Here is an 18,806-nt window from a genome sequence, read left to right as displayed (position 1 = left end):
AACTTATTATAATTAGATAAGATTAACTTTGAAACAAAGAAAATTCTTAAATATATCCTTAGTACATTATAACACTTAAATAAATCAGGGATAATTAAGAATATTAGATAAAAATACCTGACCACGATAAGCATATTATTTCAGCATTACAACTAACGCTATAAAAACACACCATAAAAAATGAAACGCGAACTAATTTGTATTACGTTGGTTAAATTATCATTGAGTAATGTTCACTTTATCAAACAAAAATGTAACAGGAACATATGCTATCGGAATATTTTCTGCGTGGTCATCTGAACCACAACGCCAGTGTGCGTTAGACGGATGAGAAGCGTTTCCTTGAGCGACAGAGGGGCCTGTTATTGTTCCTTGCCATTATTAGAAAGCCGGTGTAATAATTCATAAAAAACGCCACGGAATAAATAACTTATGGATGATATTATTCAACTTGAATCTTATATGCGTCATGCTATTCGTGAGGCTGAAGAAAGTCTGCGTGAAGGAAATAAAGGATTTGGCGCGGTCATCATCAAGGATGGAGAAATCATTGCCTGCGCGCATGATGGTGAGGAAACGCAAGCAGACCCGACATCGCACGCGGAAATTAATGCCATAAAACTCGCCGGAAAAAAGATCGGCAAAGACTTATCGGGTTGTCTTCTTCTCTCGACCAGTGAACCCTGTCCGATGTGTGCCTTTGCCATTGCATGGTCTGGTATCAAAGAGATTGCCTATGGCTACTCTATTCAGGATGCGCTGGCCCAGGGGCGGCGGCGGATTTTATTCCTCTGTACCGAGGCGTTTGATAAAGCAGGAATGGATATTACCGTTCATAAAGGCATTCTTCAGCGGGAATGTTCAATTCTGTATCGGGCGGATGTTCGACATGAAATCAATAATCTCCGTTCCGCGACTGATGACGATCTCAGGGCGCTGAATGCGGATTCTATTGCCCGTCGGACAGCCTGGTTCTGTGAAAATAGCGCGGTACTGCGTACTGAACATAGCCATCCGTTAGAGGCGGCCCACCACTTGCTGGTGACCCGATTTCACGCCGCGGAGGATGAAATGCCTGTTGTGGCAAGAAGTGAAAAGCAGATCGCTTTCCATTCCATGAATTTCTGCCCAACGCTTGAGGCATGCAAAATACTGCGTCTGGATACACGGCACGTGTGCAAACTCCTGAATGAAGATTCCACAGACCGGCTGGTCAAAAATATAGACCGGAGACTTCGTTTCTCGCGAAATTACGCTAATCTGCGTCCTTATACGCCTTTTTGCGAAGAATTCCTCTCAATTGAAGAGTGATATTTCAGGGGGAATCGCTCGCGAAATAAAAAGACATCATCACGGTGACGCTATATCTCCCGCGGTGTTCACTCATCAACCTTCGACGCCCGCCTTGTAGGCCGGGCGTCGTCTGGCTTAGCGTTTCACTCCTATGCGCATTTTCCGGGTTGCGTAAAACGCGTCCGGGTTCATCCAGAGATCATAAGCTGTTCCATGACGTTTACGATTTTTGAGCTCGCGCAGCGTGATACCGCGAATCTTACCTTCGGCAACCCATCGCGCGACCTCCCCCGTACTGAGTCGCAACTGTTTTTTCACCACCGCCAACAGGCTGACCTGAAAGGCGATCGTTAACCTGATACTCACCTTCAGTTGCTGATGTCGGGCAAGCGTCATCCGCCACTGCTCGCGAACCGCAAAGTCCGGGATCCCGGAAAGCTCAGCATTATTTCGCTTCAGGATTTGGCGATCGTGAGCGAAAAGTTGAATTGCGCTTGCGTCATTAGCAACGATCCGCATATAGAGCGCGTGGTTGATACGACTGACAGGGAGTCGCGAGAACAGGCTGATATTCCAGGTGTAATCGCAATGAAGACACTTATAGATGCTCCAGACATCCAGCAGCTTCTTTTGTGAATTCATTCTGAAAGCCCCGGAAGGGATGAAATCGCGTTTGATATTGCAGGCAGGACAGCGCTTCGTGATGCGCTGATAGCCCACGGGACTGACGGTCCATGTGACGTGCATATTGACCCTTTTTTAACCCATACAAAAACGGATTCGCTCTGAACGAACCATAAATTTTGCTATGTGAAAAATATTTGAAGATATTTTTCAGTGGGTTAAGAAAAGATTTCCAGCACAACAATCCCTTGAGTCATCGATGAGACAGTAAGACTAACAGACCCTCATTTTCTCAATACATAAACCAAATCAATATTTGTTACACATCCGTAAGGGTTATTTGATCTGGCATCGGATTCAGCCCGCCAAATAACCGTATATTTATTAGGCGATCATAAAACAAGGAGGATGCAATGTCAGAAACAGAACAATATTGCCACGCCTGTGGAATGCCATTATCGATACCCAACGCTAAAGGGGTGAGCGATACGTACTGTGCGTATTGCAGCGATGCCGAAGGCAATCTGAAACCCTGGGAAGATGCCGTTTCTGGCCTGGCGGGGTTTCTTGATTCCTGGCAAAAAGTCGGTCCCGAGGAGTCACGTAAGCGCGCGATTCGCTTCCTGACGTCCATGCCCGCCTGGGCTCACAAAGCAGACGACTAAACTGCAGATGCCCAGTCCACGGTCGGATGCCGTCGTCATTCTGCATGAAATCTACGGCATCAATGCGCATATCCGGCGTACCAGCGAGATGTGGCGAGCGCGTGGGTTCGAGGTCTATACTCCCGCGCTTTTCCCGCATGAGATTCCCTACAGCTACGCGCAACAGGACGAGGCTTATCGCTATTTTTCGCACCACGTGGGTTTTGATCCGCAACCCGTCTTAACGCTGCTTGCCACACTCCGCGCGCAACATCGCAAACTGATTGTCATTGGCTACAGCACCGGCGCAACGCTTGCATGGCGAGTCGCGGGAAGCGGCTTGTGTGACGGGGTTATCTGCCATTATGGCTCTCGCATTCGTCAGTACAGCGATGAGTTACCGCACTGCCCTGCGCTGATGATCATGGCTCGCCACGAGCCGTCATTCGATCCTACGGTACTACAACAGAAGCTGGAAACACTGCCCCTGGTGCAATGTCATATGTTCGATGCGCAGCACGGCTTTTGTGACGCGGACAGCCCCGGATACCTTGCGTGGCAGGCGCGTCATGCCGTTGCCGATGCCATCGCCTTTGTTGACGCAATCTGCGGATAGTCAGCGCGATGGCCTTTATAGCCAGCGGCGAACCTGCTTAGCGTAGCGCTCCCACTCTGCGCCAAAGCGCTTATGTAACTGAAACTCTTCAAAATCGATATGCAACCGTGCCACCGCCAGCATGAAGAGTGGTACGGCAATCACGCCAGGCAGGCTGCCCATCCAGAGCGCAACGGCAAGTTGCCCTCCGCTCAGTCCAAGATAAATGGGGTTTCGACTCCAGGCATAACATCCGCGCGTGACCAGCGTCGTCGTTTTATCCGCCTGAAGCGGATTGAGCGTGGTGCGATTCACATGCATTTGCCACGCGGTTGTCAGGATGACGCCAAGGCTTACCGCGGCTATCGCCAGGCTCAGAACCTGGGTGGCCAGACCAAAGGTAAAACGCGGATTTGCGGTAAGACAATCTCCCACCACAAAGATTAACAGAAGGACCGGTGGCGGAAATCGGCTCCTGAGCTTTTCGAGACGCACGTTGACGTGTTTCATTTCCCTCCTTTTGCACCGCAATTATTTGAGACTTTTCAGATCCCTTCGAATATTGCCTGATAAATTATTATTAAACTATGCTCAATACGGTGCGGTAATTCCTCTCTTTTCAAAAAGGTGATAATTATGGCCGGTTGGTTTGAATTAAGTAAGAGTACAAACGATCAGTTCCGCTTTGTACTGAAAGCAGGTAATGGCGAGGTGATCCTCACGAGCGAACTGTATACCACGAAAGCGGCGGCAGAAAATGGCATTGCCTCCGTTCAGTCGAACAGTCCGCTGGACGAGCGCTACGAAACGAAAACGGCGTCGAACGGTAAGTTCTTCTTTAATTTAAAAGCAGGCAATCATCAGATCATTGGCACCAGCCAGATGTATGCCTCCACGCAGTCGCGTGACGTGGGTATCGCGTCGGTAAAAACAAACGGCAGCAGCAAAACAATAAAAGAGCAGATCTGATTTTTTGACGTAAATGGCCAGATCGGGAAATACCGATCTGGCACCTTATATCAGAGAACCTTACTTAAGAATTCAGCCGTTCGCGGATTTGCTGGCGACGTAAAAAGCACCTCAGGCGTTCCCTCTTCCTGGATAATACCGTGATCGATAAAAATGACCCGGTCGGCCACTTCACGGGCAAACCCCATTTCGTGGGTGACGATCGCCATGGTCATGCCTTCGTTGGCCAGATTCTTCATCACCTCCAGCACATCGCCGACTAACTCCGGGTCCAGCGCCGAGGTTGGCTCGTCGAACAGCATGATCGAGGGATTCATTGCCAGCGCGCGTGCAATCGCCACGCGTTGCTGCTGCCCCCCCGACAGGCGCGAAGGCCAGGCATCGCGTTTATCGCTTAACCCGACCTTTTCCAACAGCATTTCAGCCCGGCTGACCGCTTCACTGCGGGAGATCCCCAACAGCATTTGCGGCGCCATCATCAGGTTGTCCAGCACCGTCATGTGCGGAAACAGATTAAAACGCTGGAATACCATTCCCACGCTTTCACGCATTTTATTGAGATCGGTCTTGCGATCGTGAACGGCAAAACCGTTCACCACGACTTCGCCTTCGGTGACCGTCTCGAGCGCATTCATGCAGCGTAAGAAGGTGCTTTTCCCCGACCCTGACGGACCAATGATACACACCACCTCCTGGGGTTTGATATCACAGTCAATACCGCGCAGAACGTGGTTGTCACCAAAGTGTTTATGTAAATTTTTAATGTGGATCACTTTTACCAAACCTTTTTTCCAGACGGTTAACCAGCTGCGCCAGCAGGAAGGTGAGTACCCAGTACACCAGCGAAATAGTCAGGTAGGGTTCCCAGTAGGTCGCGTAAGCTCCTGAAACCGTTCGCGCCGCGTAGGCCAGATCGGCAAGCCCGATCGCCGAGGCGAGTGAGGAATCTTTGACAATTGCAATGGCATTATTGCCCAGCGGCGGAAGAATACGGCGAAAAGCCTGAGGCAGGATAACCTTGCGCATGGTTTTCCACCACGGCATTCCCAGCGCCCGCGACGCTTCCATCTGACCGGGGTCAATCGACTGGATCCCCGCACGGAAGATCTCGGAAACATAGGCCCCGGCATTCAGCGTAATGGCCACAATACAGGATAAGAAGGCACCGTAGCCCGAGCGCAATTCGCGGGCAACATCGGCGCTCATCAGTCCACTGGTAACCAGCATCCCATCCCGGGGATTGATGAACAGCGGCACCAGCGCAAAATGGACGACCATGATCTGAACAAACAGCGGCGTTCCGCGAAAGGCGCTGACGTAGAACCGAACGGGATACTGAACACAATAGCGGAGCGCGTATTTCCAGAAGCCGTGCTCGGCTTTTGCCATGCGGCCCAGCCCCAGCGTCAGCCCCCAGAGTGTGCCAAGACAGACACAGATGATGGTGCATTTTATGGTCATCCATGCGCCTTCCATAAACAATGGCGCATACTCCTGGATGATTTCCCAACGAAATCCCGTCATGGTTTTCCCCTGCAAAAAAGCTGGCACAGACAGCGTGCCAGCCTAAAAAAAATTAATACCGCAAATTACTCTGACGGAAGCGTCGGGACTTCGCTGTCAAACCAGGTTTTATAAATTTTATCGTAGGTGCCATCAGCGATGATTTTTTTCAATCCCGCGTTAATTTTCTGCTGTAATTCGGTATTCCCTTTGGCGACCGCAATACCAAAATACTGGCGCTCGAACTTGGCATCCGGGACAAGCTTGAACTGTTTTTCCGGATGCTGCTTGATGTAGTATTTCACCACGCCAACATCGCCGACCGCCGCGCTGACGCCATCCTCAAACAGTTCCTGCAACATTAACGGCGTATTGTCGAACCGTTTGATCGCGGTGCTGTTTTTCCCCAGAACGCCAGAAACCACAATGTCGCCGGTGCTGGAGTTAACGACGCCAACCTTTTCCGTTTTCAGCGAGTCCAGAGAACTCACTTTTGAATCAGCCGGAACGACAATTGACTGCTCCGCCGGGAAATAAGGAAGAGAAAAATCCACCATCTGCTTACGTTTATCCGTGATGGTGATCCCCGAGATAATGATGTCGCGATCCCCGGAACCCAGCGTCGCGAAGATACCTTCCCACGGCGTGTTGACCAGTTTGACATCAAAATTTTCCGCTTTCGCGATGGCTTCAATAATATCGATATCAAAGCCTTCCAGCTGTTTCTGGCTGTTTTCAAACTCAAACGGGCGATAGGTGCCACCCGCGCCGACCACGTAAGTTTCTTGTGCTGCGAAAGCGGCCCCGGTCAACGCCATCATCAAACATCCTGCTTTTATCCACTGACTGAACATTCCCTTCTCCTGTTATTTTTATGCACATTTACTGCATAAAAATACCCAAACTGATTTCCTTATGCAATCACTATCTGATCCGCAGTTTGCCTTGCCGGATCCCCGCTTAGCTCGCCGTTGATACTGCCTTCGCGCCTTCCTGCGCCATCGCGACAAACGCCCTGGCGGCAGCGGTTCGCCAGGCACCTTTTCGCTGCATTAATACGGCCGTACGTTCGAGGAGTTGTGGGGTCAGTGAAATTGCCTGTAGAGAGTGACTCTGTGCGGCGATGGGCGCCGGCAGCAGCGTGGATAATCCGGTGCGCCGCACCAGTTCCAGCACCGCGCTGATGGAGTTGACCTCCATGAGAATCTGCGGTCGCAGTCCTGCCTGACGGCAGTAACGGTCAATCTGTTCCCGGGTAGCAAACTCTGCGCTCAATAAAATCAACTTTTCGTCATTGAGCACTCTCAAATCTACCGACGTTTGCGCCGCCAGCGGATGGTGATTCGCCACGACCAGAGCCAGGTTTTCGGTCAGCAACGGCTGCGCGTCAATATCCGGAGAGTGAACCTCGTCGAAGGCAATACCGACATCCAGTTCATCATTGACCAGCCGCTCTTCGATTCTGTCCTGCGATATTTCCTGTAGCTGTAAGGTTATATTGGGATAGCGGGTATAGAATTCAGCCAGTAACGGGCCGATAAACCAGGCGGTAAAGGTCGGCGTAACCGCAACGCGCAGGGAACCCCGGCTCAGATCCTCCACATCATGAATGGCGCGTTTGCCCTCTTCCAGCGCCTGTAGCGCGCTGCGCGCATAGCGCAGATAGACCTCTCCCGCGTCGGTCAACCGGGTCGTACGCCCGCTGCGATCGAACAACTGCACGCCCAACATCTCCTCCAGCTGTCTGATTTGCTGCGAAAGCGCCGGTTGCGAAACGTGCAGCGCCGCCGCTGCACGGGTGAATCCGTGATGCTCCGCCACGGCAAGAAAATAGTGGGTGTGTCGATCCAGCATCGCCTTTACCTATAAGTTTTTCCAATAGACTCCATTATAAATGAGTCTTTTATCTTATGATACGAAGCGCGTAGCCTGTGTTCATCGCATAGCGAGACAGAGGATTATTCGTGAAAGAGATTATTGATGGTTTCCTGAAATTTCAGCGCAATGTATTTCCTGAACGCGCGGAATTATTCAGACGCCTTGCCACCCAACAAAACCCCCGTGCGTTATTCATCTCCTGTTCGGACAGCCGTCTGGTCCCCGAACTGGTCACGCAGCGCGAGCCAGGCGATCTGTTCGTGATCCGCAACGCCGGCAATATTGTGCCGTCATATGGACCGGAACCCGGCGGGGTGACCGCCTCAGTGGAATACGCCGTCTCTGCGCTTCGTGTCACCGACATTGTTATCTGTGGGCACTCCGACTGCGGGCGATGACCGCGATAGCCGGATGTCACTGCCTGGACCACATGCCCGCCGTCGATCACTGGTTGCGCTATGCGGACTCCGCTCGCGTGGTCAACGAGTCGCGCGAGCACGCCTCTTTAGCCGAGAAAACGGCCTCGATGGTGCGTGAAAACGTTATCGCGCAACTCGCCAACATTCAGACCCATCCCTCAGTGCGTCTCGCGCTTGAAGAGGGGCGCGTTGCGCTCCACGGCTGGGTTTACGACATCGAAAGCGCAGAGATTGCTGCGTATGACGGCGCCAGCGGACGGTTCGTCTCACTGGCAGAAAACCCGAACACCTGCGCGATGCCTTATCGCCAGTCATCCGCAGCCTGAGCTATTTATTAATCTATCAAAGAGGTTCCATTATGATTCAGTCGCAAATTAACCGTGATATTCGCCTGGCCCTGGCCGATCAGATCCTGCTGAGCAAAGCCAGAAAAGATCTCACGTTTGCCCAACTTGCGGACGGCACCGGTTTATCAGAAGCGTTTGTCACTGCCGCACTGCTCGGTCAACACGCCCTCCCGGCCGATGCTGCGCGTCTCGTTGGCGAGAAACTGGCCCTCGACAACGATGCGGTACTGTTGTTACAAACCATTCCACTGCGCGGCAGTATTGACGATCGCGTACCGACAGACCCGACGATGTACCGTTTCTATGAGATGTTGCAGGTTTACGGCACCACGCTGAAAGCGCTGGTTCACGAAAAATTTGGCGACGGCATTATTAGCGCCATTAATTTCAAGCTGGATGTAAAAAAAGTGGCAGACCCGGAAGGCGGCGAGCGCGCCGTGATTACCCTGGATGGTAAATATTTACCGACGAAGCCTTTCTAATCCATCAGAACGGTACGCGCAGGCGTATCGTTCTTCTTTTCTCTGCTCACAGGAGTAAAGCATGTCTGCACATGATAACTATCTGCAACAGGCGCTGGCCCTGGCTGCCCGCAACGTTGAACAGGGTGGACGCCCGTTTGGCGCGGTCATCGTCCGCAACGGCGAAGCGATCGCCGAAGCCGTCAACACCCTGCACTTGGATGATGATCCCACCGGGCATGCTGAGCTCAACGCCATTCGGGCGATTGCGGCCCATTCAGGCAGCGCGGCGCTTCGTGAATGCGTGGTTTACGCCAGCGGCCAGCCGTGCCCGATGTGCCTTAGCGCCATGTATCTCACCGGCATAAAAGAAGTCTGGTTCGCCAACAGCAATGGCGATGGCGAAACATTCCGTCTCTCCACTGCGGCAATTTATCAGCAATTACAGCAGCCCCTCACTCAACAAACCCTGCCTGTTCATCATCTTCCACAGCCCAATGGGCTGGCGGTTTACCAACGCTTCGCTGAAAAACAGTCATGAACAAAACCCCGCGCGTTGGCCTGGTCCTGCTGGTTCTGGTACTGATTGGCCTGAATATGCGTCCGCTGCTGACCTCTGTCGGCCCGCTTCTGCCGCAACTGCGTGCCGCCAGCGGTATGAGCTTTGCCGTGGCGTCGCTGCTCACGGCATTACCAATGATCGCCATGGGCGCGCTGGCGCTGGCCGGTGGGTGGATCAATCGCCATATCAGCGAGCGTCTCAGCGTCGCCTTAAGTTTGTTGATGATTATGGCTGGCGCGTTGCTTCGCGAGCTGGCGCCGCACAGCGTTGTGCTGCTCAGCAGCGCTCTACTGGGCGGCATCGGTATTGGGATCGTTCAGGTCGTAATGCCAACGGTGATTAAGCGTCTTTTTCACCGTCGCATGCCGCAGGTCATGGGGCTCTGGTCAGCTGCACTGATGGGTGGAGGGGGACTCGGTGCGGCGATGACGCCGTGGATAGCACAGCACAGTGAACTCTGGCACCGCTCGCTGGCATGGTGGGCCCTGCCCGCGCTGGTTGCCCTGGTCGGCTGGCTGGCGCAACGTCGCTCAACAGAGATGCCTTCATCTCACCCGAAAAGTGCTGCCGTGCGCGTTGTACTCAACCCCCGCGCCTGGACGCTGGGACTCTATTTTGGCGTGATCAATGGTGGTTACGGCAGCCTGATCGCCTGGCTGCCACCGTACTATATTCAGTTGGGCGAAAGCGCGCAGTTCAGCGGCACGCTGCTGGCTCTGATGACCGTCGGTCAGACGGCGGGGGCGCTGGTATTACCGATGCTCGCGCGTCATCAGGATCGCCGTAAACTGCTGCTCTTCACGCTGGCCCTACAGATGCTTGGCTTTTGCGGTTTTATTCTCTGGCCTGCGCAACTGCCAATCCTCTGGGCCGTGGTTTGTGGTATCGGCCTTGGCGGCGCATTTCCTTTATGCCTCGTGCTGGCGCTCGACCATGCCCAGCATCCGGTAATATCTGGCAAATTAGTCGCTTTTATGCAGGGAATTGGCTTTATTATCGCCGGCCTCTCTCCCTGGTTCTCCGGTATCTTGCGTAGCCTGAGCGGCAATTACTGGCTTGACTGGACGTTCCACGCCCTCTGTGTGGCCGGGTTGATGGCGCTCACGCTGCGTTTCGTGCCCGCACGCTATCCGCAGGAGTGGTCAGTCGCCGATTAAGGCGCGAAGGGAGTAAGAAGGGAATTAACCGGGTCAGTTTTGTTGATCCTGACAACGAAAGTGCCAGTTAACTGGCACTTTCTCATACGACGTGATCACCCGATATAAAAAATGGCAATCATCACTATTAATGCTTTATTGCCGGGCCAATTAACGCTTACCGTACCCCACCATAAAACGAATGATCAGGCCGCAGGCAGGTGAAAGAAAAAGAAACAATCCTGTGACCATTTCATCACCCGCAGTCAACCACATCGTGGTGTAGTATATCAGCACCGCCAGAATGACCATGCCGACAAACGCGCTAATGGCTGATACCCAACCTAAAACCTGCGCGATATAGCCGCTGACGCCCAGCATACTCACGAGCAGAAAGGCTAAAAAAAAGATCATCGCTGTACCTCCTTTTTGCGTGAACTCAAAACGTAAATACTTACTCTCCTTATATTTTCAATCATAAGCTAAAGCGGCCCCTCCGGCAAATCTCATAACCCATTTATAACAATTGTAATTATACGAATATTCCGCATTGTGCTTTTCTAACCTTATTAAAAACAACCCATTAAAAACAACGTCATTATTTTTTATACGCAATGCAAATATTTACGCTTCTTGATTAATTATTTGTGGCTTACATTAATCCCCGGATGGTACATTATACGTCCAGCATTCATGCCCCTCGTGGTTTTATCCTGACGCAGTTTTACACTCTTTGCAGGAACCATTGTCGTACATGATGGCCTAAGACATTGAGTGTACCGCGTTGGAGAATACGTCTTCTGCGATACAAAAATGGGTATCAATAGAAGGTATTTATGTTCCCCACATGCAAATTTTCCCGCGCGTTTCTGCATCCGCGTTACTGGCTCACCTGGTTTGGTCTCGGTGTGCTTTGGTTATTGGTGCAACTTCCCTACCCTGTTTTGTGCTTTCTCGGCACCCGGACGGGGTCACTGGCACGCCCTTTTCTGAAACGTCGCGAATCCATCGCCCGTAAAAACCTTGAGCTCTGCTTCCCGTCTTATTCTCAGGAACAGAGAGAAAAGATGATCGAAGAGAATTTCCGTTCTCTTGGTATGGCGCTGCTAGAAACCGGCATGGCCTGGTTCTGGCCGGACCGTCGCGTGCGTAAATGGTTTGATGTTGAGGGACTGGACAACCTGCAACGCGCACAAGCGCAAAATCGCGGCGTGATGGTTGTTGGCGTTCACTTTATGTCACTGGAACTCGGTGGCCGGGTGATGGGTCTTTGCCAACCGATGATGGCGACCTATCGTCCGCACAACAATCCGCTGATGGAGTGGGTACAGACCCGCGGACGGATGCGTTCGAATAAAGCCATGATCGGCAGAAACAATCTGCGCGGCATCGTCGGCGCCCTGAAGAAAGGTGAAGCCGTCTGGTTTGCACCGGACCAGGATTACGGCCCGAAAGGCAGTTCATTCGCCCCGTTCTTCGCCGTTAAAGACGTGGCGACCACTAATGGTACCTATGTGCTGTCGCGCTTGTCAGGTTCGGCCATGCTCACCGTGACGATGGTCAGAAAAGCGGGTAACGCCGGCTACCGTCTGTATATCTCCCCTGAGATGAAGGGCTACCCGGCAGATGAAAACCTGGCAGCCGCCTATATGAACAAGATTATCGAAAAAGAGATCATGCGCGCCCCTGAGCAATATCTCTGGATCCACCGCCGCTTTAAAACCCGTCCATTGGGTGAAGCCTCACTCTACATTTAAAGAAGGCCGCAAGGCCTTTTTTATTGTCTGCCACCCACCAACAACCTTGATTACGCTATGGTTTTCATCCTCGTTTTTTGCGCTATAAATCGCGTCGCTCAATGGTGATTTATTACCCTCTGCAATTATACTGTCGCCGAATCCCGACAGTTGTAAGTTACTAAAAGTAAATAAGAAAATGTCTATTGTCTTGCCCCTTTTTTAGGCGTACATTAGCGCCGTCTGGAGCAATCAACGCACAGAATTCTGAGGTGATACCGCAGACGAAACGGGGAACATTCCGGGTTTCGTTTTTACCGGTATCAGCTCTCTATAATCAGATGAGATAAAATTCATTCAGGCGTATCAGTCATTACGCGGAGAGATGAAAGTGAAATATTTCTTTATGGGCATTTCTTTTATGGTCATCATTTGGGCCGGTACGTTTGCTCTGATGATCTAAAGACAACAATGCAGCAAAAAAACAGGAGCCGATGGCTCCTGTTTGCGTTTGGATGGACAGAACGTTTTACTCGAGGGTTTCAGAGGCCGACTTCGTTCCGGCAGGCAGCAAGCCATCGGCGCGGAACATCGATTTAATCCCTCTGATCGCCTGACGGATACGATCGCGGTTCTCAATCAGCGCGAAACGCACATGGGTATCACCGTAATCACCAAAGCCAATTCCGGGCGACACGCACACTTTAGCGTCGTTCAGTAGTTTTTTCGCGAAGTCCAGCGACCCCATCCCGGCATACTGTTCCGGGATCTTCGCCCACACGTACATCGAGGCCTTCGGCATTTCGACCATCCACCCGGCCTCATGCAGCCCTTTCACCAGCACGTCACGGCGACGCTTATACTGCTCGGCGATATCACGCACGCACTGCTGATCGCCTTCCAGCGCCGCAATGGCAGCAACCTGCAGCGGGGTAAACGTACCGTAGTCGTGATAGCTCTTAATCCGCGCCAGGGCATTGACCAGCGTTTTGTTGCCAACCATAAAGCCAATGCGCCAGCCGGCCATGTTGTAACTTTTCGACAGCGTGAAAAACTCCACCGCCACGTCGCGCGCCCCTGGCACCTGCATGATGGACGGCGCTTTCCAGCCATCGTAAACGATGTCGGCGTAAGCCAAATCGTGCACCACCAGCACATCGTAACGCTTCGCCAGCGCGACCACTTTCTCAAAAAATTCTAACTCAACGCACTGCGCCGTCGGGTTAGACGGGAAACCGAGGATCATCATTTTCGGTTTCGGATAACTTTCGCGAATCGCGCGTTCCAGTTCGTTGAAGAAATCGATACCTTCCACCAGCGGAACAGAACGCACCTGAGCGCCGGCAATCACCGCGCCGTAGATATGGATGGGATAGCTGGGGTTCGGCACCAGCACCGTATCGCCATGATCGAGCGTCGCCAGCATCAGGTGCGCCAGCCCCTCTTTTGAACCAATGGTGACGATCGCTTCAGATTCCGGATCGATATCAACTTCATAGCGTTCCTGATACCAGCGGGAGATGGCCCGACGCAGGCGTGGGATACCGCGAGAAGTGGAATAACCGTGCGTATCGGGACGCTGCGCCACGGTACACAGTTTTTCGACGATGTGAGGCGGCGTTGGGCCGTCCGGGTTCCCCATGCTGAAGTCGATAATATCTTCGCCGCGCCGACGCGCAGCCATCTTCAGTTCAGCCGTGATGTTAAAAACGTAGGGGGGGAGACGATCAATACGCGTAAAGCGACGTTCAGGGCGAGAGTCAGCCATAATTTCCTCAGATTCACGTTAGCGCCCGGACCGTCCGAGCGACGCTGCCACGATGGTGGCATGTTTAGAAAATAGCCTGATTAAAATCCCTCTGTCGAGAGGGAAAGGAAAATATTTTTTTGTTTCTCAAAAGAGGAACATCAATTTTAAAAGAGGAAGTGATTCGTTTTCGTTGCCGTTAAATGTTACGTTTTTATAACACTCTGTTGTTATGGTAGTAACCATGAAAGCCCGCGTTTTATGAGATGTATTGTAAATACACCAATCATTCATCAATCCCCTTTTAAAATTGAGGTTTTTCCTCATTAGCCACCCGATCTCAGCAGGCTGGTCATCCGCCCTGCGGTTACCTATCATAGTCCTTTAACCCTTTGGCAAGAGTCCCCCCGTGCACGAAATATTTACCATGCTGCTGGCCGTCTTTGACCGGGCTGCGCTGATGCTATTCTGTCTGTTCTTTCTCATCCGCATCCGCCTGTTTCGCGAGCTGCTGCATAAGTCTGCCCATACGCCAAAAGAACTGCTCGCCGTCACCGCCATTTTTTCGATGTTCGCGTTGTTCAGTACCTGGTCCGGCGTGCCGGTAGAAGGTTCACTGGTGAACGTGCGTATTATTGCCGTGATGTCAGGCGGGATCCTGTTTGGTCCGTGGGTAGGCATTATTACGGGGGTGATTGCCGGGACGCACCGCTATCTGATTGACATTGGCGGCGTGACGGCGATCCCCTGCTTTATCACCAGTATTCTGGCGGGGTGTCTTGCCGGCTGGATTAACCGTAAGATCCCCAAAGCCCAACACTGGCGCGCCGGGATTTTAGGCGGCATGCTTTGTGAAACGCTGACGATGATCCTGGTTGTCCTCTGGGCGCCAACCACCGAACTGGGGCTGGATATCGTCTCGAAAATTGGTATTCCGATGATCCTCGGCAGCGTCTGTATCGGGTTTATCGTGCTGCTGGTACAGAGCGTTGAGGGTGAGAAGGAAGCGAGCGCCGCGCGGCAGGCCAAGCTGGCACTGGATATCGCCAATAAAACCCTGCCCTTGTTTCGCCAGGTCAACAGCGAATCGCTGCGCCAGATCTGCGAAATTATTCGTCACGATATCCACGCCGATGCGGTGGCAATTACCAATACCCAGCACGTGCTGGCCTACGTCGGTGTCGGAGAAGCCAACTACCGCAACCACGATGACTTCGTCAGCCCGACCACCCAGCAGGCGATCAATCACGGTGAAATCATTATTAAAAACAATGATGAAGCACACCGCACGCCAGAAATTCACTCCATGTTGGTCATTCCATTATGGGAAAAAGGCGTCGTGACCGGCACGCTGAAAATTTATTACTGCCACGCCCATCAGATCACCTCGTCATTGCAGGAGATGGCAATAGGTCTGTCGCAAATTATCTCGACCCAGCTCGAGGTGTCCCGCACCGAGCAATTGCGGGAGATGGCAAATAAGGCAGAGCTACGCGCGCTGCAAAGTAAAATTAATCCTCATTTCCTGTTTAACGCCCTGAACGCGATTTCGTCATCGATTCGGCTTAATCCGGACACGGCCCGTCAGCTCATTTTTAATTTGTCGCGTTACCTGCGCTATAACATTGAGTTAAAGGATGACGAGCAAATCGACATCAAAAAAGAGCTGTACCAAATCAAGGATTACATTGCCATTGAACAGGCCCGTTTTGGTGACAAGCTGACCGTGATTTATGATATTGATGAAGAGGTCAACTGCTCCATCCCCAGCCTGCTGATACAACCGTTAGTCGAGAACGCCATTGTCCATGGCATTCAGCCCTGTAAAGGGAAAGGCGTGGTGACGATTAGCGTCGCCGAGTGTGGTAACCGGGTGCGCATTGCCGTAAGAGACACCGGCCACGGTATCGATCCAAAAGTGATTGAGCGTGTGGAATCCAACGAAATGCCGGGCAATAAAATTGGTCTGCTTAATGTCCATCATCGCGTTAAGCTGTTATACGGTGAAGGCCTGCATATTCGCCGCCTGGAGCCAGGTACCGAAATCGCCTTTTATGTGCCAAACCAGCGCACGGCGACCGCGACGCCCGTCACGTTATTGCTTTAAGCCGGAGTAACACTGTGAAAGTCATCATCGTTGAAGATGAATTCCTTGCCCAACAGGAACTCAGTTGGCTGATTAAAGAACACAGCCAGATGGAGATTGTCGGCACGTTTGACGACGGTCTGGATGTGCTGAAGTTTTTGCAGCATCACCGCGTCGACGCCATTTTTCTCGATATCAATATTCCGTCTCTGGACGGCGTTTTGCTGGCGCAAAATATCAGTCAGTTCGCCCATAAGCCGTTTATTGTGTTTATTACCGCGTGGAAAGAACACGCGGTTGAAGCGTTTGAGCTGGAAGCGTTTGACTATATTCTCAAGCCGTATCAGGAATCACGGATCGTCGGGATGCTGCAAAAGCTGGAGGCAGCCTGGCAACAGCAACAGTCCGGCGCCGCAGCGGTTGGGCCGGTTACGCGTGAAAACGACACCATCAACCTGATCAAAGATGAGCGGATTATCGTCACGCCGATCAACGATATTTATTACGCCGAAGCACATGAGAAAATGACGTTTGTCTATACGCGGCGGGAGTCGTACGTGATGCCCATCAATATCACCGAGTTCTGCAACAAACTGCCACCCTCGCATTTTTTCCGCTGCCACCGCTCGTTCTGCGTCAACCTGAACAAGATCCGCGAGATTGAGCCGTGGTTTAACAATACTTATATTCTGCGGCTCAAGGATCTGGAATTTGAGATTCCCGTAAGCCGCAGCAAGGTAAAAGAGTTCCGCCAGCTAATGCATTTATAGTGGACTGCGCTGTGCTGTCGACAGGCAGCGCAGAAATCAGACTTTGAGCATTTTGACCGTGGACTCGATATCAATCTCATCTTCCGAGAAGATCAGCGTCGTGCCCTGGAAGGTGGTGATCGCCAGTTTTTTCACCGTGCGCATTTCACCCGCTTTTTCCGCGGTTTTCGGTCTGATGCTACTCATCAGCAGTCCAACAGAGAGCACCGCATTTTCTTTATCAATCGGCGTATCGGCCGGGACTTCTTCGCTGAACACCACGAATGACTTAATCGAGGTGAGCTTTAGCCGCTCGCCCGCGATATAGATATATTTGCTGTCCGGCACGACCTTCACCGCATACGCGGAAAGACCTTTGTTATTGGTCGTTGGCTCAAAGGTTACCGCCGCATCTTTCTTAATCAGCTCAGGGTTGGCAACCTTAATCACATGAAAATAGCGGTTATCGCCGTTCTCATCTTTGATAAATCCAAAACCTTTATCTTTAAACCACGTTGTGATTGTTCCGTTCATCGCCATTACCGTCTGGTTAATCTACTCAATTTTTTGCAGCGCGCAGTGTAAAGCACAATGCCTGCGCAGACCACGTCTTTGGGTTAAGTCTGGATGATAAATTTCAGGGATGCGAGGGAAAGTGAAGTCGCCGTCATTCGCCGGTCAGCAGAAAATAGGTTATCATCCGCACCCACTTTCCCGCCGGGCAGCCTGATGTCTACGATTATTGATACCTTTATTGCCCCACCGTGCGACGACGAGATAGAGACGCTCTATCAGGACGATCACCTGGTGTTGATCAACAAACCCGCCGGGCTGCTCAGTCTTTCAGGAAAGCATCCGCAAAATCTCGATTCGGTACACTATCGGCTGGTTCAGCAATTTCCTGGCTGCACGCTGGTTCACCGCCTGGATTTCGGTACGTCCGGACTGATGGTGGTGGCGCGTAATAAGGCGATCAATGCCGCACTCTGCCACCAGTTCAGCCAGCGCACCGTCAGTAAAGTTTACAGCGCACTGCTCTGCGGACATCTGGACGCTGACGAGGGGACGATCGACGCACCGATTGCCAAAGATCCAGCCCTGTTCCCGCGGATGACGATTTGCCCGCTCAAGGGCAAACCCGCGCGGTCTCGCTATCAGGTCGTTGAGCGCGTTGTCTGGCAACTGGCCGATGGGACCATGATGCCGTTGACGCGGGTCCAACTCACGCCGGAGACCGGACGCACGCATCAGCTACGCATTCACTGCCAGAGAGTGGGGCACCCCATTCTGGGCTGCGACCTGTATGGCGGCCGCCTGCTGCCCGGTACAGAACAGGCTTCGCGTCTGATGCTTCACGCCAGCGAACTGCGCTTTGTTCACCCCATCAGCGGGGAGCACATCAATGCTCATCACCCCGCGCCGTTCTGAATGCGTCTTACCACATCAAATCATCAGGCACTTTAAAATCAGCATACGGATCGTCTTCATCCTGCTCTTCCTGACTCAGCGCGCTGTGTAATACGATGCTGTTTGCATCGCGCTGCGCAATTTTATCGGCGACGCTGGCCGGGATAATCGCGTATTCGCTCTCGTCGCTGTTATCGGTAGCCAGACGCGCAATGGCCAGACGTCCATTGATCAACTGCGCCTGGGTTAGCTTATCCACTTCGATTTTTTTGATGAGATTGTTATCGGTGAAGTTAAAGCCAATGTCGCCTTTTGCGACAGTGATCCGGTTCATTTCAATCAGTTGCTTCACCTGGGCTTTAAACTCTTTCGCCAGCGTCGCCTGTTTTTGCTGCTCGCTGAGCTGTTTGTCACGCTCAAGCTGCGCCTTTTTATTTTCTTCGACCGCCTCTCTTGCCTCGCGAGCCTGCACGCGTGATTTTTTAGCCGTTCTCTGGACTTTCGCCATCTTTTTGCTGGTTACTAAACCCGCTTTGAGCATCTGCTCTTGTAAGGTAAGTTTCGTCATCTTTGCTTCTGAGTCTGGTGAATGATAGGTGGAATTATACCTGCAATATTTGAGGCGATACCAGTTGGCAGACACGTTTCAC

Annotated in this window: 22 protein-coding genes and 1 pseudogene; 13 read left to right on the top strand and 10 right to left on the bottom strand. The window is 52.0% G+C overall.

Going from position 1 to position 18,806, the window contains the following annotated elements; translation table 11 throughout:
* The first annotated feature begins 432 nt into the window (after window positions 1–432).
* Window positions 433–1,311, top strand: coding sequence for a nucleoside deaminase (locus ACERJC_RS19855; protein ID WP_373672321.1), 879 nt, complete (start codon window positions 433–435; stop codon window positions 1,309–1,311).
* 117 nt (window positions 1,312–1,428) lie between these two features.
* Here ACERJC_RS19855 and ACERJC_RS19850 read toward each other — a convergent pair whose 3' ends face one another.
* Window positions 1,429–2,040 carry a DUF1062 domain-containing protein gene (locus ACERJC_RS19850; RefSeq protein ID WP_373672320.1) on the bottom strand — a complete coding sequence of 204 codons (612 nt, stop codon included), beginning with the start codon at window positions 2,038–2,040 and terminating at the stop codon, window positions 1,429–1,431.
* 290 nt (window positions 2,041–2,330) lie between these two features.
* On the opposite strand from ACERJC_RS19850, the gene ACERJC_RS19845 reads away from it, so the two are divergent.
* Complete coding sequence (locus ACERJC_RS19845) at window positions 2,331–2,582, top strand: zinc ribbon domain-containing protein (protein ID WP_152403178.1); 252 nt, start codon at window positions 2,331–2,333, stop codon at window positions 2,580–2,582.
* Between the two features lie 7 nt (window positions 2,583–2,589).
* Window positions 2,590–3,177 carry a dienelactone hydrolase family protein gene (locus tag ACERJC_RS19840; RefSeq protein WP_373672319.1) on the top strand — a complete coding sequence of 196 codons (588 nt, stop codon included), beginning with the start codon at window positions 2,590–2,592 and terminating at the stop codon, window positions 3,175–3,177.
* 15 nt (window positions 3,178–3,192) lie between these two features.
* Here the strand turns inward: ACERJC_RS19840 and ACERJC_RS19835 are convergent, their stop codons facing one another.
* The gene (locus ACERJC_RS19835; protein ID WP_373672318.1) at window positions 3,193–3,666 is read right to left on the bottom strand and encodes a methyltransferase family protein; all 474 of its coding nucleotides are present in this window, start codon (window positions 3,664–3,666) and stop codon (window positions 3,193–3,195) included.
* A 126-nt stretch (window positions 3,667–3,792) separates the two neighbouring features.
* On the opposite strand from ACERJC_RS19835, the gene ACERJC_RS19830 reads away from it, so the two are divergent.
* Window positions 3,793–4,125, top strand: coding sequence for a YegP family protein (locus ACERJC_RS19830; RefSeq protein ID WP_152403172.1), 333 nt, complete (start codon window positions 3,793–3,795; stop codon window positions 4,123–4,125).
* A gap of 50 nt (window positions 4,126–4,175) precedes the next feature.
* Here ACERJC_RS19830 and ACERJC_RS19825 read toward each other — a convergent pair whose 3' ends face one another.
* The 4 genes from ACERJC_RS19825 to cynR all read right to left on the bottom strand — a co-directional run bounded on the left by ACERJC_RS19825 (window position 4,176) and on the right by cynR (window position 7,482).
* Complete coding sequence (locus ACERJC_RS19825) at window positions 4,176–4,898, bottom strand: amino acid ABC transporter ATP-binding protein (RefSeq protein WP_178823065.1); 723 nt, start codon at window positions 4,896–4,898, stop codon at window positions 4,176–4,178.
* Entirely contained in the window at window positions 4,885–5,649 is a 765-nt protein-coding gene (locus ACERJC_RS19820; RefSeq protein ID WP_042317723.1) for an amino acid ABC transporter permease, read from the bottom strand. The genes ACERJC_RS19825 and ACERJC_RS19820 overlap by 14 nt, the downstream gene beginning before the upstream one ends.
* Window positions 5,650–5,714: 65 nt before the next feature.
* A complete protein-coding gene (locus tag ACERJC_RS19815) occupies window positions 5,715–6,482 on the bottom strand; it encodes a basic amino acid ABC transporter substrate-binding protein (protein WP_373672317.1) in 768 nt (255 codons plus the stop codon).
* 106 nt (window positions 6,483–6,588) lie between these two features.
* Window positions 6,589–7,482: a transcriptional regulator CynR gene (cynR, locus tag ACERJC_RS19810; RefSeq protein WP_373672316.1), complete on the bottom strand. Its 894-nt coding sequence runs from the start codon at window positions 7,480–7,482 to the stop codon at window positions 6,589–6,591.
* A gap of 110 nt (window positions 7,483–7,592) precedes the next feature.
* On the opposite strand from cynR, the pseudogene ACERJC_RS19805 reads away from it, so the two are divergent.
* From ACERJC_RS19805 to ACERJC_RS19790, 4 genes and pseudogenes are all read left to right on the top strand, one after another.
* Window positions 7,593–8,251: pseudogene (locus ACERJC_RS19805) on the top strand (carbonic anhydrase).
* Window positions 8,252–8,283: 32 nt separating this feature from the next.
* On the top strand, window positions 8,284–8,754 hold the full coding sequence (gene cynS, locus ACERJC_RS19800) for a cyanase (protein ID WP_046483436.1): 471 nt from the start codon (window positions 8,284–8,286) through the stop codon (window positions 8,752–8,754).
* Window positions 8,755–8,815: 61 nt separating this feature from the next.
* Window positions 8,816–9,274 (top strand): nucleoside deaminase, encoded by a 459-nt coding sequence (locus ACERJC_RS19795; RefSeq protein ID WP_373672315.1) that lies wholly within the window; start codon window positions 8,816–8,818, stop codon window positions 9,272–9,274.
* A complete protein-coding gene (locus ACERJC_RS19790; RefSeq protein WP_152403162.1) occupies window positions 9,271–10,452 on the top strand; it encodes a cyanate transporter in 1,182 nt (393 codons plus the stop codon). The genes ACERJC_RS19795 and ACERJC_RS19790 overlap by 4 nt, the downstream gene beginning before the upstream one ends.
* A gap of 150 nt (window positions 10,453–10,602) precedes the next feature.
* Here ACERJC_RS19790 and ACERJC_RS19785 read toward each other — a convergent pair whose 3' ends face one another.
* Window positions 10,603–10,845, bottom strand: coding sequence for a DUF2545 family protein (locus ACERJC_RS19785; RefSeq protein WP_152403160.1), 243 nt, complete (start codon window positions 10,843–10,845; stop codon window positions 10,603–10,605).
* A 422-nt stretch (window positions 10,846–11,267) separates the two neighbouring features.
* Between ACERJC_RS19785 and lpxP the strand changes: the two genes are divergently transcribed.
* The gene (gene lpxP, locus ACERJC_RS19780) at window positions 11,268–12,188 is read left to right on the top strand and encodes a kdo(2)-lipid IV(A) palmitoleoyltransferase (RefSeq protein ID WP_152403158.1); all 921 of its coding nucleotides are present in this window, start codon (window positions 11,268–11,270) and stop codon (window positions 12,186–12,188) included.
* A 370-nt stretch (window positions 12,189–12,558) separates the two neighbouring features.
* Window positions 12,559–12,630, top strand: coding sequence for a membrane protein YpdK (gene ypdK / locus ACERJC_RS19775; RefSeq protein WP_172907307.1), 72 nt, complete (start codon window positions 12,559–12,561; stop codon window positions 12,628–12,630).
* Window positions 12,631–12,696: 66 nt separating this feature from the next.
* Here the strand turns inward: ypdK and alaC are convergent, their stop codons facing one another.
* Window positions 12,697–13,935 carry an alanine transaminase gene (alaC, locus tag ACERJC_RS19770; RefSeq protein WP_152403156.1) on the bottom strand — a complete coding sequence of 413 codons (1,239 nt, stop codon included), beginning with the start codon at window positions 13,933–13,935 and terminating at the stop codon, window positions 12,697–12,699.
* A gap of 388 nt (window positions 13,936–14,323) precedes the next feature.
* Here alaC and ACERJC_RS19765 point away from each other — a divergent pair, with 388 nt between their 5' ends.
* The gene (locus ACERJC_RS19765; RefSeq protein ID WP_373672314.1) at window positions 14,324–16,021 is read left to right on the top strand and encodes a LytS/YhcK type 5TM receptor domain-containing protein; all 1,698 of its coding nucleotides are present in this window, start codon (window positions 14,324–14,326) and stop codon (window positions 16,019–16,021) included.
* Between the two features lie 14 nt (window positions 16,022–16,035).
* Window positions 16,036–16,770: a LytR/AlgR family response regulator transcription factor gene (locus tag ACERJC_RS19760; protein ID WP_373672313.1), complete on the top strand. Its 735-nt coding sequence runs from the start codon at window positions 16,036–16,038 to the stop codon at window positions 16,768–16,770.
* A gap of 36 nt (window positions 16,771–16,806) precedes the next feature.
* Here the strand turns inward: ACERJC_RS19760 and ACERJC_RS19755 are convergent, their stop codons facing one another.
* On the bottom strand, window positions 16,807–17,289 hold the full coding sequence (locus tag ACERJC_RS19755) for a cold-shock protein (protein WP_152403149.1): 483 nt from the start codon (window positions 17,287–17,289) through the stop codon (window positions 16,807–16,809).
* A 189-nt stretch (window positions 17,290–17,478) separates the two neighbouring features.
* On the opposite strand from ACERJC_RS19755, the gene ACERJC_RS19750 reads away from it, so the two are divergent.
* Window positions 17,479–18,177 carry an RluA family pseudouridine synthase gene (locus tag ACERJC_RS19750; protein ID WP_373672312.1) on the top strand — a complete coding sequence of 233 codons (699 nt, stop codon included), beginning with the start codon at window positions 17,479–17,481 and terminating at the stop codon, window positions 18,175–18,177.
* A 7-nt stretch (window positions 18,178–18,184) separates the two neighbouring features.
* On the opposite strand, the gene ACERJC_RS19745 is transcribed toward ACERJC_RS19750, so the two are convergent.
* Window positions 18,185–18,724 carry a DUF2058 domain-containing protein gene (locus tag ACERJC_RS19745; RefSeq protein WP_152403144.1) on the bottom strand — a complete coding sequence of 180 codons (540 nt, stop codon included), beginning with the start codon at window positions 18,722–18,724 and terminating at the stop codon, window positions 18,185–18,187.
* Window positions 18,725–18,806: the final 82 nt, after the last annotated feature.

The organism is Citrobacter telavivensis (genome assembly GCF_041807075.1).
Classification (GTDB): Bacteria; Pseudomonadota; Gammaproteobacteria; order Enterobacterales; family Enterobacteriaceae; genus Citrobacter_A; species Citrobacter_A telavivensis.
The sequence above is the reverse complement of the archived record's forward strand: the minus strand, read 5'-3'. Positions and strand labels throughout refer to the sequence as shown.

Excerpts from the sequence above, each read along its gene's own strand:
- ACERJC_RS19855 (WP_373672321.1), top strand. The coding sequence starts at position 433 with ATGGATGATATTATTCAACTTGAATCTTATATGCGTCATGCTATTCGT.
- ACERJC_RS19850 (WP_373672320.1), bottom strand. The coding sequence starts at position 2,040 with ATGCACGTCACATGGACCGTCAGTCCCGTGGGCTATCAGCGCATCACG.
- ACERJC_RS19845 (WP_152403178.1), top strand. The coding sequence starts at position 2,331 with ATGTCAGAAACAGAACAATATTGCCACGCCTGTGGAATGCCATTATCG.
- ACERJC_RS19840 (WP_373672319.1), top strand. The coding sequence starts at position 2,590 with ATGCCCAGTCCACGGTCGGATGCCGTCGTCATTCTGCATGAAATCTAC.
- ACERJC_RS19835 (WP_373672318.1), bottom strand. The coding sequence starts at position 3,666 with ATGAAACACGTCAACGTGCGTCTCGAAAAGCTCAGGAGCCGATTTCCG.
- ACERJC_RS19830 (WP_152403172.1), top strand. The coding sequence starts at position 3,793 with ATGGCCGGTTGGTTTGAATTAAGTAAGAGTACAAACGATCAGTTCCGC.
- ACERJC_RS19820 (WP_042317723.1), bottom strand. The coding sequence starts at position 5,649 with ATGACGGGATTTCGTTGGGAAATCATCCAGGAGTATGCGCCATTGTTT.
- ACERJC_RS19815 (WP_373672317.1), bottom strand. The coding sequence starts at position 6,482 with ATGTTCAGTCAGTGGATAAAAGCAGGATGTTTGATGATGGCGTTGACC.
- cynR (WP_373672316.1), bottom strand. The coding sequence starts at position 7,482 with ATGCTGGATCGACACACCCACTATTTTCTTGCCGTGGCGGAGCATCAC.
- cynS (WP_046483436.1), top strand. The coding sequence starts at position 8,284 with ATGATTCAGTCGCAAATTAACCGTGATATTCGCCTGGCCCTGGCCGAT.
- ACERJC_RS19795 (WP_373672315.1), top strand. The coding sequence starts at position 8,816 with ATGTCTGCACATGATAACTATCTGCAACAGGCGCTGGCCCTGGCTGCC.
- ACERJC_RS19790 (WP_152403162.1), top strand. The coding sequence starts at position 9,271 with ATGAACAAAACCCCGCGCGTTGGCCTGGTCCTGCTGGTTCTGGTACTG.
- ACERJC_RS19785 (WP_152403160.1), bottom strand. The coding sequence starts at position 10,845 with ATGATCTTTTTTTTAGCCTTTCTGCTCGTGAGTATGCTGGGCGTCAGC.
- lpxP (WP_152403158.1), top strand. The coding sequence starts at position 11,268 with ATGTTCCCCACATGCAAATTTTCCCGCGCGTTTCTGCATCCGCGTTAC.
- alaC (WP_152403156.1), bottom strand. The coding sequence starts at position 13,935 with ATGGCTGACTCTCGCCCTGAACGTCGCTTTACGCGTATTGATCGTCTC.
- ACERJC_RS19755 (WP_152403149.1), bottom strand. The coding sequence starts at position 17,289 with ATGGCGATGAACGGAACAATCACAACGTGGTTTAAAGATAAAGGTTTT.
- ACERJC_RS19750 (WP_373672312.1), top strand. The coding sequence starts at position 17,479 with ATGTCTACGATTATTGATACCTTTATTGCCCCACCGTGCGACGACGAG.
- ACERJC_RS19745 (WP_152403144.1), bottom strand. The coding sequence starts at position 18,724 with ATGACGAAACTTACCTTACAAGAGCAGATGCTCAAAGCGGGTTTAGTA.